At 54.8% G+C, this 14,011-nt stretch carries 10 protein-coding genes and 1 pseudogene; 7 read left to right on the top strand and 4 right to left on the bottom strand.

Features of this window, described 5'->3' with window-relative positions; genetic code table 11:
• Positions 1–82 precede the first annotated feature (82 nt).
• Both aspT and AC2FJ6_RS12220 read right to left on the bottom strand, forming a co-directional pair.
• Positions 83–1,939, bottom strand: coding sequence for an aspartate-alanine antiporter (gene aspT / locus AC2FJ6_RS12225; RefSeq protein WP_496669173.1), 1,857 nt, complete (start codon positions 1,937–1,939; stop codon positions 83–85).
• 57 nt (positions 1,940–1,996) lie between these two features.
• Positions 1,997–2,754, bottom strand: a pseudogene (locus AC2FJ6_RS12220) (IS5 family transposase).
• A gap of 237 nt (positions 2,755–2,991) precedes the next feature.
• Here AC2FJ6_RS12220 and AC2FJ6_RS12215 point away from each other — a divergent pair.
• Genes AC2FJ6_RS12215 through AC2FJ6_RS12200 form a run of 4 tightly spaced genes read left to right on the top strand, consistent with a single transcriptional unit; the run spans position 2,992 to position 6,141 of the window.
• Positions 2,992–3,549 (top strand): TetR/AcrR family transcriptional regulator, encoded by a 558-nt coding sequence (locus tag AC2FJ6_RS12215; protein WP_480551919.1) that lies wholly within the window; start codon positions 2,992–2,994, stop codon positions 3,547–3,549.
• Positions 3,546–4,667, top strand: a complete 1,122-nt coding sequence (locus AC2FJ6_RS12210; RefSeq protein WP_496669171.1) for a mandelate racemase/muconate lactonizing enzyme family protein — start codon at positions 3,546–3,548, stop codon at positions 4,665–4,667. The genes AC2FJ6_RS12215 and AC2FJ6_RS12210 overlap by 4 nt, the downstream gene beginning before the upstream one ends.
• An 8-nt stretch (positions 4,668–4,675) precedes the next feature.
• A complete protein-coding gene (locus AC2FJ6_RS12205) occupies positions 4,676–5,410 on the top strand; it encodes an SDR family NAD(P)-dependent oxidoreductase (RefSeq protein WP_170787041.1) in 735 nt (244 codons plus the stop codon).
• Positions 5,407–6,141: an SDR family NAD(P)-dependent oxidoreductase gene (locus AC2FJ6_RS12200; RefSeq protein WP_170773698.1), complete on the top strand. Its 735-nt coding sequence runs from the start codon at positions 5,407–5,409 to the stop codon at positions 6,139–6,141. The genes AC2FJ6_RS12205 and AC2FJ6_RS12200 overlap by 4 nt, the downstream gene beginning before the upstream one ends.
• A 307-nt stretch (positions 6,142–6,448) precedes the next feature.
• Here the strand turns inward: AC2FJ6_RS12200 and AC2FJ6_RS12195 are convergent, their stop codons facing one another.
• Positions 6,449–7,039 (bottom strand): TetR/AcrR family transcriptional regulator, encoded by a 591-nt coding sequence (locus AC2FJ6_RS12195; RefSeq protein WP_170773700.1) that lies wholly within the window; start codon positions 7,037–7,039, stop codon positions 6,449–6,451.
• A 119-nt stretch (positions 7,040–7,158) separates the two neighbouring features.
• Here AC2FJ6_RS12195 and AC2FJ6_RS12190 point away from each other — a divergent pair, with 119 nt between their 5' ends.
• A complete protein-coding gene (locus AC2FJ6_RS12190; protein WP_496669168.1) occupies positions 7,159–8,103 on the top strand; it encodes an alpha/beta hydrolase in 945 nt (314 codons plus the stop codon).
• A 429-nt stretch (positions 8,104–8,532) separates the two neighbouring features.
• On the opposite strand, the gene AC2FJ6_RS12185 is transcribed toward AC2FJ6_RS12190, so the two are convergent.
• Complete coding sequence (locus tag AC2FJ6_RS12185; protein WP_496669166.1) at positions 8,533–9,444, bottom strand: LysR family transcriptional regulator; 912 nt, start codon at positions 9,442–9,444, stop codon at positions 8,533–8,535.
• Between the two features lie 211 nt (positions 9,445–9,655).
• Between AC2FJ6_RS12185 and AC2FJ6_RS12180 the strand changes: the two genes are divergently transcribed.
• Both AC2FJ6_RS12180 and AC2FJ6_RS12175 read left to right on the top strand, forming a co-directional pair.
• Positions 9,656–11,323 (top strand): GMC family oxidoreductase, encoded by a 1,668-nt coding sequence (locus AC2FJ6_RS12180; protein WP_170773704.1) that lies wholly within the window; start codon positions 9,656–9,658, stop codon positions 11,321–11,323.
• A gap of 41 nt (positions 11,324–11,364) precedes the next feature.
• A complete protein-coding gene (locus tag AC2FJ6_RS12175) occupies positions 11,365–13,875 on the top strand; it encodes a CoA transferase (protein WP_496669164.1) in 2,511 nt (836 codons plus the stop codon).
• Positions 13,876–14,011 lie beyond the last annotated feature (136 nt).

Genomic DNA, 14,011 nt, shown 5'->3' with positions numbered 1-14,011 from the left:
GAGCAACGGTTCAGCATGATGATTGGCAATCATGCTGATCTCACCCTTCCAAGCCAGGACTCTGATTGTTGTGCGGTCTGACTTACGGAACAAAAGCCACAACCAAAGGCCCCCAGAGTGTCAGGAAGATATTGGCCACGGCATAGGTCATGGTGAAGGCTGGCGTTGGTGTCGAGTTCCCGGCTTTTTCCAAGAGTGTCGCAAAACCGGGATTACCCGAGCGTGATCCGGTCACAACCGCACAGGCCTCAACCGGGTTCTTGATACGCAAGGCAAAATAGTTGATCGGGAACTGCACGATCATGGGCATCAATGTAACCACAACGCCTAAAAGCAGAAGCGTGATCCCATATTCCTGAATCGCCTCCAGTGCGGGTTTGCCTGCATTTAGGCCAACCACACCAACAAACACGGCCAAACCGAAACTCTGAAGGAAATTCGCGGCCCCACGGTTAATACCGCCGATCTTGGGTTGCCGGATGCGCAAATAGCCGATGATCAATCCTGTAACCAGGCAACCGAGGCCGGACCCCAAAGCCACCTTCGTTCCTGCGATGACAAAGCTGATCTCTCCGATAAGATAGCCGATAGCCACACCGATCCCCAATGCAATGAAATTGGTGACCGAGGCCGATGGCGGCACATAGCCCGCAACTTTGGCAACTCGGTTCAGGTCGTCCTTGTGACCAACAATACTGATCTCGTCACCTGCGTGGATCTCCGTGTTGTGCAGGACGGGGACATCATGGCCCATGCGAGTGATCTTTGAGATATGAACACCGCGCCTTTGATCTGCCGTCAGAGCCTCGCGCAGCTCCACCAAGGTTTTGCTGGTCAGTTTTCGGTTGGTGACCACGACGTTGCGACGCTCCTCTACAACCGTCAGTTCAGGGGGATACTCTCCGATTTCACCACTGGCGCTCCCCTCGAACTGGGTCAAAGTCGTGACGAGGCCGGAGACGACCACAACGTCTCCGGCGTTGATTATCGTTTCAGGAGTCGGATCCACAGGAGCGCCATCGTGGAGCAACCGTTCGACGATCAGATCACCATCATAGCCATTTTCGATGTCCTTGACGGATTTTCCGGCAATGCTTGCATCGGCATCTACCTGATAGGCGCGGGCGTCGAACCGATTCATGGGAAGGAACTCACCTTCCTCTAGTTTGGGACCACCGCCGCCGAGTTTCTGAGCCAGCTTAATCGCTTCTTGCCGCAGATCGACACGCATGATGATGGGAATGATGCTAACTGCCAATATCGGGCCGATTGAGCCGAAGATGTAAGTAACCGAGTATCCTACAGCGATGTTGGTTTTCAGCTTGTCCGCCTCATCAGCGGCGAGCCCAAGCAGATCGATGGCGTTTCCAGCGGTGCCAATGATTGCAGATTGTGTCAGACCGCCAGCAGCCAGTCCTGCGGCCAGCCCTTTGTCCAAGCCCGCCAACCGAGCAACAACGATAACAAAAAACAACCCCCAGACGGTCATCATAAACGCGGCCAATAGCTTGGTCAGCGCAGTTCGGTTCAAGGCCGCAAAAAATTGAGGCCCCCCATTGTAACCGACCATAAATATGAAGAGGGAAAAGAATACATTCTGAACATCGGTACTAAGATTGATGCCGCCGATCTGGCCTGTAAAGACCGCCACCAACAACGTGCCAGCAATGCCTCCTAATTCCAACTTGCCGACCCGAAACTTTCCAACGCCATATCCCAGGCCCAGACAAAGAAACAGAGCCATGATCGGGAAGGCGCGAAGTTGTTCTGTAATCAATTCCATTTTGAAATCTCCAGAGTCCAAACGCTGGTCGTTTCCCCTAAAGATACAGAGCCTTACTGTATTGAAAACAAAAAATTTAAACACCCGAGGTCGTGCGGTCGTTTCGAAACTACTTGGAACAAAATCTTTTAAAGGGCAGGTGAACGTGGAACCCAATAGCCGTTTTTGGAATGCAGGTCACACCATACACTCTTCGTCTTTTAGGGTCAGGACTCATAGCCAGTATATGGCGAGCGCTGCGAGTGCGACGGCGGACAAGAAGATCTTGGGGCACCTGTCGTAGCGGGTTGCCACACGCCGCCAATCCTTCAACATTCCGAACATGATCTCGATCCGGTTGCGCCGTTTGTATCGACGCCTGTCGTACTTTACCGGTTTCTTCCGCTGCTTCCGGCCAGGGATACAGGCTCGTTTCCCTTTGTCTTTCAACGCTTCCCGGAACCAATCGGCGTCATAGCCGCGATCCCCGAGCAGCCAATCGACATCCGGCAAGCTGCACAGCAATGCCCGTGCTCCGATGTAATCGCTGATTTGCCCAGCTGTGACGAACAGGTTGAGCGGACGTCCCCGGCTATCGCAGATGGCGTGCAGCTTGGTGTTCATGCCGCCTTTGGTGCGGCCAATCAGACGTCCACGCCCCCCTTTTTGACGCCCAAGCTGGTCGCTGTGCGGTTGGCCTACAGGTAGGTGGCGTCGATCATCACTGTCTTCTCTTCGCCGTGTTCGGCAGCCAGACCGACCATCATCCAGGCGAAGATGCCCTTGTCGCTCCACCGCTTCCAACGGTTATAGAAGGTCTTGTGTGGGCCATAGGCCGAAGGTGCGTCACGCCACCTCAACCAATTGCGATTGATGAAGATAATGCCGCTCAACACACGTCGATCGTCAACACGTGGCTTGCCGTGGGACTTAGGGAAGAGGGGCTCAAGACGCGCCATCTGCGCATCTGTGAGCCAGAAAAGATCAGACATGGTCACCGCTCGTTTTTCGAACCGTGACTCATGCACCAACGCGGAAATCAATGGGTCCTGACCCTAAGACGCACCAGGTAGAACGGTCTCTCTGCGATGAAATGGGAACGTGCTGTAGATGCGTCTCAGAAAATGTCGATTTTTAGACCAGAGCAACCAAGCTGCCAAATAAAACGTCGCGAACCGGCACGCGCATGACGTTTTTTTAGGCGGATGGTAGAGCGAACGTTCTACACTATGTTTATGATTGGAACCAAACAAAAGATAGCTCGTGCCCTTCACCAACAATTCTCGGAGTTGGGTTTCGCGGGCCTAGGGGTCGAGGCATTGCGTGCAGGTGCAGATGTTTCGATCCGCACGCTCTATAAGCATTTCCCGAGCCGTGAAGAGATGATTGTTGGCGCGTTGGAGCATCGCGACGCTGCATATTTCGAGTGGCTTGCGGGTGGTCCGAAACAGGGCATTGACCATGTATTGTACCCGCTTGTGCGACTGGGTGACTGGTTGAGTGATGTATCAAACACTGGGTGTCTATTTTTGAATGCACTGGCGGAGCACCCCAACAGCGCGCCGATCTCCGATCTGGTTAAGGCGCACAAGCTCAAATTGGCGAATGAGTTTGAGCTCCGCTTAGAACGTTTTGCTCCAGACCAGAACACGCGCCACGCAGCCGAAACCTTGTTTCTTTTGCACGAAGGTTTGACTGACGTGGCCCGCTTAAGGGGTCCTGCGGCGGCCACCCAATCTGCGCTTCTTGCAGCCCGCAAAGTGCTGGAAACGGAAGGCATCACATGAGTCACAGTCCTAAAATCGAAGAGATCCATATCTATCAGCACAATCTGCCGGTAAAGAATGGACCCTATACGATGGCCAATGCCGAAGTTTGGGCGCTGGACACAACACTGGTGAAGATTGTAGCGACCGATGGGACAGAAGGGTGGGGAGAGACCTGCCCGGTAGGCCCCACCTATGCCGAAGCGCATGCGCTTGGCGCACGCGCGGCTTTGATACATATGGCACAAGATTTGATCGGTATGCCGCTCTGGCCATTGGTGTTGCAACGAAAGATGCACAGCCTGCTCAATGGCCATAACTATGCAAAAGCGGCAATTGACATCGCAGCGCACGACCTGTTGGGCAAGTTGCTTGGGATAAGAGTGGCAGACTTCCTCGGGGGTGCTGTGACGGAACGCGTACCCTCTTACTATGCGACAGGTGTGGGTGCTCCGGATGAGATCGCCCGGCTCGCTGCGGATAAACGCGATGAGGGCTATCCGCGCCTTCAGGTGAAGGTTGGTGGGCGTCCGGTCGAGCTGGATATCGAAACGATCCGGAAAGTGTGGGAGCAGATCAAGAACTCAGGAATGCGTCTTGCGGTTGACGGCAATCGAGGTTGGACAACGCGCGATGCACTGCGCGTGAGCCGCGAATGCCCTGACATTCCATTCATTATGGAACAGCCCTGCAACACGGTCGAAGACTTGCAAAAGATCCGCCCGCAAGTCACCCACGCCATCTACATGGATGAAAGCAGCGTTGACTTGAATACCGTGATCAGCGCAGCGGGGGCCGGCCTAGTAGACGGGTTTGGAATGAAGGTCACGCGCATCGGAGGACTGACCAACATGCGCAGCTTCCGAGATATCTGCGAAGCCCGCAACCTGCCGCATACCTGCGACGATGCCTGGGGCGGCGACATTATCGCGGCGGCTTGTGTCCATGTTGCAGCAACTGTGCACCCCGACCTTTGCGAAGGAGCATGGGTGGCCGCACCTTACATCGACGGACACTATGACCCCGAAAACGGTATTCGCATCGAAAGCGGGTTTATCTCGCTACCCGAAGGTCCGGGTCTCGGCGTTACCCCAAATCCCGAGATATTTGGTGATCCTGTTGCCAGCTTCCAAGCGTGAGGATAGATATGAGATTTGTAGGCAAAAAAGCACTGGTCACAGGCGCAGCTGGTGGGATCGGGGCGTCAATCGTTTCCAACTTGCGGGCCGAAGGGGCGTTGGTGGCCGCGGCGGATCGAAATGTTGATGGCATTGATGCTGACGCTCACCTGCCGGGTGATCTGTCGCAGGCTGACTATGCAGATACCCTCCCTCAGGCTGCTAATCTTGCGCTCGGCGGCCTGGACATCGTAGTCAACAACGCAGGCGTTATTACACGCGGTGCCGTGACAGAGACGACAGACGCAGATTGGGATCTCTCGATCACGGTTAACGTCGAAGCTCCCTTTCGCATTTGTCGGGCAGCAATCCCGATAATGGCCAATGATGGCGGTGGGGCGATCGTAAACACAGCTTCGTGTTGGGGTGGAAAAGCTCCAGGCCCGAACCACGCGCTATATTGTATGACCAAGGCGGCAATCGCATCTTTGACCCAATGCATGGGAATGGACCACGCGCATCAGGGCATTCGGATCAACGCGGTGTGCCCAAATGAAGTGAACACGCCCATGCTGCGTAGTGGCTTTGAAAAGCGCGGTTATGACCCCGACACTGCCGTGGCTGAACTAGGGACCACTGTCCCTATCGGCCGGATAGCTGAACCCCAGGACATTGCGGATGTCGTTTTGTTTTTGGCTTCTGACGCAGCGCGTTACATGTGCGGCGCACTTGTTGAGGTGAATGGTGGAAAGCCAGTCTCATGAGGCGATTTGAAGGGAAAGTCGCACTGGTCACCGGTGGTCGATCTGGCATCGGCCTCGCCATTGCAGAACGGCTGCGGCAGGAAGGCGCGCGTGTATTCACGGCGCAACGTCAAACCGATGAGGTCTTTGAAGGCATTGTCGCGGACCTGAGCGATCCGCAGCTGCCCGCCGAGGTCGTCAAGATAGTGGTTGGGCGTGCCGGTCAACTGGACGTGCTCGTTAACAATGCCGGTATGATGCAGGAGGCCAAAATCGAAGACACGAGCATTGAGGATTGGCAACGTAGTCTGGCATTGAATCTAACGGCTCCGTTCTTGATGATCCGGGCCGCACTTCCCCATTTGCGCAAGACACGCGGAAGCATTGTCAACACTGGGTCGATTGAAGGTTTGGGATCCAATCCTCGTCACGCAGCCTATTGTGCCGCAAAAGCGGGCCTGCACGGCCTGACTAGGTCTGTCGCGGTGGATCACGGAGAGGAAGGGGTCCGATGTAACGCTGTAGCACCCGGATGGATCGACACGGAACTCAACGAAGACTTCGTGAATTCGATGCCAGAGCCTGATGCGTTCCGACGTAGGATCGGCGGCATTCATCCGGTTAACCGAACCGGGCGACCCGACGAAGTGGCCGCACTGGTCGCATTTCTGGCGTCAAGTGAAGCCAGTTTTGTAACAGGGCAGGTCTACACGATCGACGGTGGTAGAATGAGTAAACTCAGCCTGCCTTAAGGCTTGCTGATCCGACTATTGCCTAAACAAATTTTCGCATTTCAAACACTTTTTCAACCGCACTTTAAGCAGCGGACCTTTATGCGGACCGCAGTATCTAGCACTTTGGGTTCATTGCCAGCCCCGGATGCCGCGTAGCATCCACGCCTTCGGCAAATTTGCTAGAAATTCCTCACGTCCCAAACGTGTCATTGGTCGAGATTTCCAATCGCTGCGGTGCTGCTCACCCGACTTGACCTTCGCGGCGCGAGCAAAGTGCTGACTCTCACGGACTCACAAATCGTGGGACGAAGCGGGCGATCGCCAATCAAACGTCCGCTTTGTAGTGCGCGAGGAACATAGCAACGCAATCGTCCAAAACATTCTTTGATGTCGGATTCTGACCGAGGAAGAACTCTGGCCAGAAGAAGAAGTTTTTCACCAGCCCCAAAAGCTGGTTGGTTGCGAAGGCCGGATCAGCTTTTCGGATGACGCCTGCGTCCATAGCTCCACTGATCAAGCCTGTCATTGGGTAGTCATGGGACTCGGTCTCAGTGAAAAACCGCCGGGAACGATCAAGGTCACGGATCAGCTCAGATAGAACCATTCGATTTAGTCCAATAGCTGTTTCTTCTGTGATCACCTCGACGTAGCGCCACAAAGCATCCTTCAGTTGCTGGGCAAAGTCGCGAGCAGGGTCATAGGATACCGGCTCCATGCGCCGGTTCTGTTCCAACATGATCTCTGAGATCGCATCGAACAGCGCTTCTTTGCTTTCGAAGTGATTGTAGAGCGTGCGACTCGATACGTTCGCTTTTTTGGCGATTGAAGTGGTCTTTGCCCCTAGAAACCCCTGCTCTTTGAATTCGTCGATGGCTGCATCGATGATATCTTTTCGTTTTTTTTCAGTACGTTTCACGATTTCAACCCCAAAAAGTAAAAAGACGTGTTTACAAACATCATCTATTCACCATAAGTAAACACAACGATTTACTTTAGCAAGGCGCAATGATGCCTGATCCCGAAAGGAACAAGACCATGACAACCCAAAATTTCACCGCGGGCAAAAACGAAGTCACCTTCAAATCCTTTGGCGTGGATTTGGCGGGCGATCTGTACCTGCCCGAAGGCTTTGAAGAGACAACGACCTATAAGGCTATCGTGGGTGCCAGTCCGTTCCCGCAGGTCAAGGACCAAATCCCGGCAACCTATGGGCCGGAGATGGCCGCGCGCGGTTTCATCTACCTTGGCTTTGACTATCTCGGAATGGGCTCGTCCCCTGCACTGCCCGGGGAGCACAAGCAGTCTCGCTACATGTTCCGGCTGATTGAAAACACCTGGGACGCCGTGTCCTACCTCGGCACACTTCCGTTCGTGGATGAAATCTACGGACTGGGCGTTTGCCAAGGCGGCTCGATCATTGCGTCGGCGGCAGTCACCGACCATCGCGTCAAGAAAATTGCAATGGTGTCGGGCATGATGGCGGCAGACGATTTTCAATGGACCGACCGCAACATGGTCAATCATCAAATCGCGGCCTCGAACGCCTCGATGCAGAAGATGTATGAAACCGGCGAGCCTGATTATGTCGCACCATTTGGGCTGAATGATGAGCAAACCCGCGAAGACTTTGTCGGATCAGGCGTCAATCCGATGGCCGAAGAATCCTATGACTACTACGGGCGTGATGGTGTAAAAGGCCCGGTCGCGGTTCCGACCTACACCAACATGCATATCGGAGATCAGGGCATGCTGTCGCTGATCTCCATCGGCGAAGCCTATGCCGACAAAATCGTGCAGCCGTCACTGACCATCTACAGCAAAACGGCTTTCACCGCGCCTTGTTCAACCCAGTTTGTTAAGAAGCTGACAAATGAACACGAGGAACTGGCCTTTGATGAATTCAGCCACGTGGACTTCTACTACAAACCTGAAGCTGTAAAGGCGTCGACTGACGCGGTCGCTGAGTTCTTCGGCAGATAAACTGTAAAGGCAGAGGCCCTTTCGCGACCGCTGCCTTTTTGATTGATGAGTTGCGGGATCGCGTGAACGGTCCCGCAGAAATCTCATCGTCATCCCGTGCGGTTGCAAAAACCTCGATCATCGTTTCGGGATTTTCCGCGAAGAAGTTGCAACCATTGAAGTGACGCGTGTTGCTGTTTTCAATCCCGCGTAACCTAAAGTTATAAAATAGAATATTTTGGTTTTCACGTCGACCGATGGCGTCAAGCGACAGCTTTGAAATGATATCTATGGACGCAGTTTTCGCGCAAACAAAGCCGTTCGCTTGGTCTTCGCCGTAGCTCGACCAGCTTGGGATTAATCATTTGCCCGGTTCCAGCCCGCACCATGTTCACAAGGAATGTGAAAGTGGCGTCCATTGACACATCAGGCTCCGTCCGCTTGTTGCGATCACCAGGACCGAACTAGTAGGTCGAATGTTGCGGCGATCATCGGGTTATCTTTGCGCCGTTCTAGCGTCACAAAGCACAGGCACGCAGGAACTGAAACAGAATTGCAGACGGCAAGTCCAAAGGATTGTTTTTGATGGAGCGCGATGGAATCGCGGCAGAGGCTCAGGCCAATCCCGGATCTCACCATTTCAAGCATCGAAGCTTCTTGATCCACCAATGCGACCACGTTCGGGCGGCTGGCCTGATCTTCGAAAATCTTGGCCAGCAAGCGATGGTGGACAGAGGCTTCGGGAGTGCCAATCCAAGGCAAGGCTGCAAGCGAAGGCCAGTCGGACTCTTCCACCTGCTTCTGCCAGCCAGCTGGCCCGATCACGCGATACATAAAATCGGCCAGCTTTATGGCGTGCACAGGATCACCGCCGTCCGACCCAATACTGGAAAGGTCATCGGGTCCACACAGGTAGAACCCGGCATCGACGCGACCCCGTCTGAGCCATGTCAGGATGTCCCCGCTGACCCCGTGTACCAGCTCGGTTTCGACATCAGGATGCTCTGATCGCAGATGCGCCAACAGACGGCCCAAGCGAATGAACTCCGGATCGACGATCGTGCCGATCGTCAGTTTTCCACTCAAACGACCAATACGCTGGCGGGCACTGCGTTGGAAATCACTGACTGCATCGAGGACTTGTTGCGCCTTTGCCAAAACCGCAGCGCCGTCATGGGTGATCTGCAACCCAGTTGCGGTTCGGTTGAACAGCGTCAGTCCAGTCTCTTCGTTAAGACGCTTGATCTGATGGCTGATGGCCGGCTGGGTAAGGTTCAACACTTCGGCTGCGCGGGAAACGCTGCCTTCACGGGCCACCGTTACAAAGGCCAGAATGGTGTTAATATTCGAAAACCGGTCCATATAAAATTTACTAATATGGCATTGTGCGAATTGTCATTAGATTTTTGTGTGCCTCTCGCGCAGAGATCAGTGAAGCCAATGATGCGGGGCCAGGTGAACAGCCTCCCGAACTTCGGAGGTAAATGAAAGGGTCGCGTACAAGAAAATCGGAATCCATTTCCTTTCCGGTGCGCATAAGGCGAAGCAACGACTGAATAGGTGGACGACACGGATGTCTGACGGCGCAAACAGGTTCGACTATATCGTAATTGGTGGCGGATCGGCCGGGTGCCTGATGGCCAACAGGCTGAGCGCCGACACCAAGAACCGAGTTTTGCTGCTTGAGGCGGGTAAGGCCGATACCTATCCTTGGATACACATCCCTGTTGGCTATCTCTACTGCATCGGCAACCCGCGCGCGGACTGGATGTACAAAACCGAACCAGCCAAGGGGCTGAACGGTCGCAGCCTGCTGTATCCGCGCGGAAAGACGCTGGGTGGATGCTCTTCGATCAACGGGATGATCTATATGCGGGGTCAGGCCCGCGACTATGACAATTGGGCCAAGCTCACCGGTGAAGAGGCCTGGAGTTGGGACAACTCGCTGGCCGACTTTAAGGCTCATGAGAACCACTACAAGCTAGACGATGGCGCCGACCCGAGCACTGGTGACAACAGCCGGTTTTCCGACCTGCACGGGCATGGTGGCGAATGGCGGGTCGAAAAACAGCGGCTGCGCTGGGATGTTCTGGACAGTTTTGCCGATGCCGCCGTTGAGAACGGCATTCCCAAGACGGATGATTTCAACACGGGCGACAATGCCGGGGTGGGCTATTTCGACGTCAACCAGCGCTCGGGCTGGCGCTGGAACACGTCCAAGGCGTTTCTGCGCCCGGCCAAGTCACGCTCAAATCTGACGATCTGGACCGAGGCGCAGGTCGAGAAACTGACCTTTGAGAAAGGCAAAGACACCGCGTTGCGTTGCACCGGCGCGGTTGTCCACCACAAAGGGCAGCCCGTAACGGTCCAAGCCTCAAAGGAGTTCGTTCTGTCGGCGGGTGCCGTGAACTCTCCGCAAATCCTGCAACTGTCTGGAATAGGCCCAGCGGCGCTTCTCAAAGAGCACGGGATAGACGTAGCAATGGATGTGCCCTTCGTTGGTGAGAACCTGCAGGACCACCTGCAAATACGAGCGGTATACAAGGTAAAGGGCACTCGGACGCTGAACACCTTGGCCAATTCTCTGGTAGGCAAAGCCAAGATCGGTTTGGAATATGTGCTGAAGCGGTCTGGCCCGATGAGCATGTCGCCCAGCCAACTGGGGGCTTTCACTCGATCCGATCCTCAGCGCCCTCATGCCAACCTCGAATATCATGTCCAGCCGCTGAGCCTTGAAGCCTTTGGCGAAGACCTACATGACTTCCCGGCTATTACCGTCAGTGTATGTAACCTGAATCCGACCAGTCGCGGGCATGTCCGTATTGCGTCTTCGGATTTCCGTCAGCCACCTCAGATTTCACCCAACTATCTTGATACAGACGAAGACCGCATAGTTGCCGCCCAAAGCCTGCGGCAGGTGCGCGAAATCATGGCTCAGCCCGCGATGGAAGCTTACGAGCCGGAAGAATTCAAACCGGGTATCCAATATCAAACCGACGAGGAACTTGCCCGGTTGGCAGGCGACATCGCCAGCACGATCTTTCACCCTGTCGGCACGATCAAAATGGGGCGCGAGGACGATGAAACCGCCGTTCTTGACCCGCATCTACGAATGAAGGGGGTGGCTGGTCTGCGTGTGGTTGATGCCTCGGTCATGCCAGAGATTACCAGCGGTAACACCAATTCGCCCACTATCATGATCGCAGAAAAAGCCGCGGGCTGGATGCTGGCGGGTCAATAAGACCTGTCAGCATCCGGACGTAAAAGTTTCCCGGAGGATCCATGCGCAATTCGTTTTCCAATCTTCCGCTGACCGGTGTGAAGGTCGTCGATTTCGGCCAGTATATCGCGGGCCCTGCCGTCGCAATGTTGCTGGGCGATTTGGGGGCAACCGTGGTGCATATTGATCCGCCCAGCGGTCCGATGTGGGACAGCCCGGCAAATGCTGCACTGAACCGGAACAAGGTGATCGTTAATTTGGACCTCAAGACGCCAGAGGGGTTGGAGAGAGCCAAAACGCTTTGCGCCGAGGCCGATATTATCGTCGAGAACTTCCGCCCGGGTAAACTGGCCGCGCTTGGAATAGACTTTGCTGCAATGCGCAACCAAAGGCCCGAATTGATCACGATCTCGATCCCCGGTTTCGCATCGAATGACGCAGAACGGCGCGAACTTCGGGCCTATGAAAGCATCGTCGCGGCAAGCTCGGGCGTGTTCACAGACATGGGCTTGAATCGGGTTCTTATGGGGCTGAACCCGTCATTTTCTCCGCTTCCGCTTGCCTCGGCTTATGCCTCGCAGATCGCCGCGTCGGCTACGGTATTGGCTTTGCAATCACGGCAGGTAACAGGTCTTGGCGACCAGATCGAAGTTCCGCTGGCAGCCGCCGTGATGGAGGGGCTCTGTTACAACTCGATCAAGGTAGAAAACATGCCCGAGCGCTATCTGACCCAGCGCGAGGTCGAGATTGAACGTCGGCGTATCGAAGGTCTGCCGATGAACGTTGCATATGAAGAACTGCAGGAATTGTTGGACCCGTTCTTCCGCAGTTACATGTGTAAGGACGGGCGCATGTTCTACGTCGTTTGCCCCAGCCACAAGAACCACGCCCGTCGCTGTCTGGAAGTACTCAGCATTTATGACGAGTTGGTTGCTGACGGGCTGACTTCGGAAGAAGACACGTACAAACCTTGGTCGGAATGGTCGCACGACACCTCACTCGGGGTCTATCCGATGCCCAAATTTTGGGCCGATAAAATCGCGGCGCGTATGAAAGAGGTCTTTATGACCCGCACATCGCACGAATGGAAAAAAATGTTCGGCCGGGGCCTGATCCCCGGAGCGCCGCAGCGCTGGCTGCAGGAATGGATTCATGACGAATACGCCGAGACTTCGGGTCTGATGATCGACGTTCACGACCCGATTTATGGTGATATGACGCAACCCGGCCCAGTGGTCTGGATGGAAGAGAGCGGCGAAGAGGCATTGCAGCCAGAGCCCCGTCGATGGGTCGATTTCGACGAAGCGCTGAAAATATTGAAGAAACACCGCACCGAGATCCCAGACCCTTCTGAAGAAACCGCGAAAGCAGGGTGGTTAACCGGCGTACGGGTTCTGGACCTATGCAATGTGATCGCGGGCCCACATTCGGCCAGTTATCTAGCGCGGTTCGGGGCCGAGGTGATCAAGCTCGACCCCTCCGTGCCGATGTATGACAGCTGGAACACCGTCATCTATGGCATGTCCCAGATGCGCGGCAAGCGCTCCATTCTAGCAGATATCACCTCTCATCACGGACGCCGGGTTTTCGAGGATCTTGTTAAATCCGTCGACGTTATCGTTTGGAACGCACCGGACAATCAGATCAAGAAAATGGGTCTTGATGCTGACAGCCTGCGAAAGCTCAACCCGGATGCACTGTTCTGCAAACTCGACTGTTTCAGCGGTGTACGCCGGGGCACGCGTACTGACTACATCGGCTACGATGACTTGGTTCAGGCGACAACCGGAATCATGCTGCGCTTTGGTGGTGCTATGGACCGACCAGAGGAACACGCCCATGTCGGCACGATCGACGTTATGTGCGGATTTGGTGGCGCACTTGGTGTGGCCGCAGCACTCTATCAGAAATACCGCTTCGGTCGGATTGGGCGCGGTCGCACCTCGCTCAATGCCAATAGCGGTCTTCTGCAAATCCCTTTTGCTTTTGATTACAAGGGCCGAGGTCTTTTCGAAGAACCGTCGGGGCCCGAGGCAAATGGCTATGATGCGCTGACACGGTTCTATAGTACTGCGTCGGGGCGCTATGTGCTGCTCAGTGCCTACGAAGCGGATCTGCCGCGGTTCCGAAAAGTCGAGGGCCTAGAGGATCTGCCTGATCTGCCAGAAGAAGACCGTGCCGCCTATCTTGCGACTGCATTCCAAACCCTTCCTGCGTCGGATTGGGTGGAAAAACTGCAAGCGGCTGATATCGGCGTGGCAATCTGCGAAAACCTCGACGCTTTGCGCGCGCGGAATTCACGCGAGGCGGATGGTACACCGGGCACTGAAAATGGCAGCTACTCTTTCTCGATTTACCCCGACCACCCCAGCGGTCATGAGGTAACACAACTTGATCCCTACGCAGTGCGCCCAACACGTGCAAAGGTATTTGCAGTCGAGCCATCCGAGAAGTTTGGCACTTCAACCCGTATGATCCTCGGTGAACTCGGTTATGTGGAGGAGGCCATCGAAGTGATGATCAAATCTGGCGATGTTGCAGAGTCGTGGAGTGAGGAATATTTGCCAAGCTAAGCGAATGGCAAGGTCGCTTATAGCAGGGCACAGGGGCAAACTTGCTTTTTGCGATTGGCGGCTCTGCGATGACATAGAGTGCAGCCAATTTTGCGACCGTTGCAGCGTGCATTTCTGCCTAAAGTACTTCGCAAGC

The sequence above is a fragment of the Ruegeria sp. CDSA089 genome (genome assembly GCF_059612205.1).
The sequence above is the reverse complement of the archived record's forward strand: the minus strand, read 5'-3'. Positions and strand labels throughout refer to the sequence as shown.

What these genes read in the sequence shown, in the direction of transcription:
- AC2FJ6_RS12185 (WP_496669166.1), bottom strand. Translation starts at nt 9,444, where the DNA reads ATGGACCGGTTTTCGAATATTAACACCATTCTGGCCTTTGTAACGGTG.
- AC2FJ6_RS12200 (WP_170773698.1), top strand. Translation starts at nt 5,407, where the DNA reads ATGAGGCGATTTGAAGGGAAAGTCGCACTGGTCACCGGTGGTCGATCT.
- AC2FJ6_RS12180 (WP_170773704.1), top strand. Translation starts at nt 9,656, where the DNA reads ATGTCTGACGGCGCAAACAGGTTCGACTATATCGTAATTGGTGGCGGA.
- AC2FJ6_RS12210 (WP_496669171.1), top strand. Translation starts at nt 3,546, where the DNA reads ATGAGTCACAGTCCTAAAATCGAAGAGATCCATATCTATCAGCACAAT.
- AC2FJ6_RS12175 (WP_496669164.1), top strand. Translation starts at nt 11,365, where the DNA reads ATGCGCAATTCGTTTTCCAATCTTCCGCTGACCGGTGTGAAGGTCGTC.
- AC2FJ6_RS12215 (WP_480551919.1), top strand. Translation starts at nt 2,992, where the DNA reads ATGTTTATGATTGGAACCAAACAAAAGATAGCTCGTGCCCTTCACCAA.
- AC2FJ6_RS12190 (WP_496669168.1), top strand. Translation starts at nt 7,159, where the DNA reads ATGACAACCCAAAATTTCACCGCGGGCAAAAACGAAGTCACCTTCAAA.
- AC2FJ6_RS12205 (WP_170787041.1), top strand. Translation starts at nt 4,676, where the DNA reads ATGAGATTTGTAGGCAAAAAAGCACTGGTCACAGGCGCAGCTGGTGGG.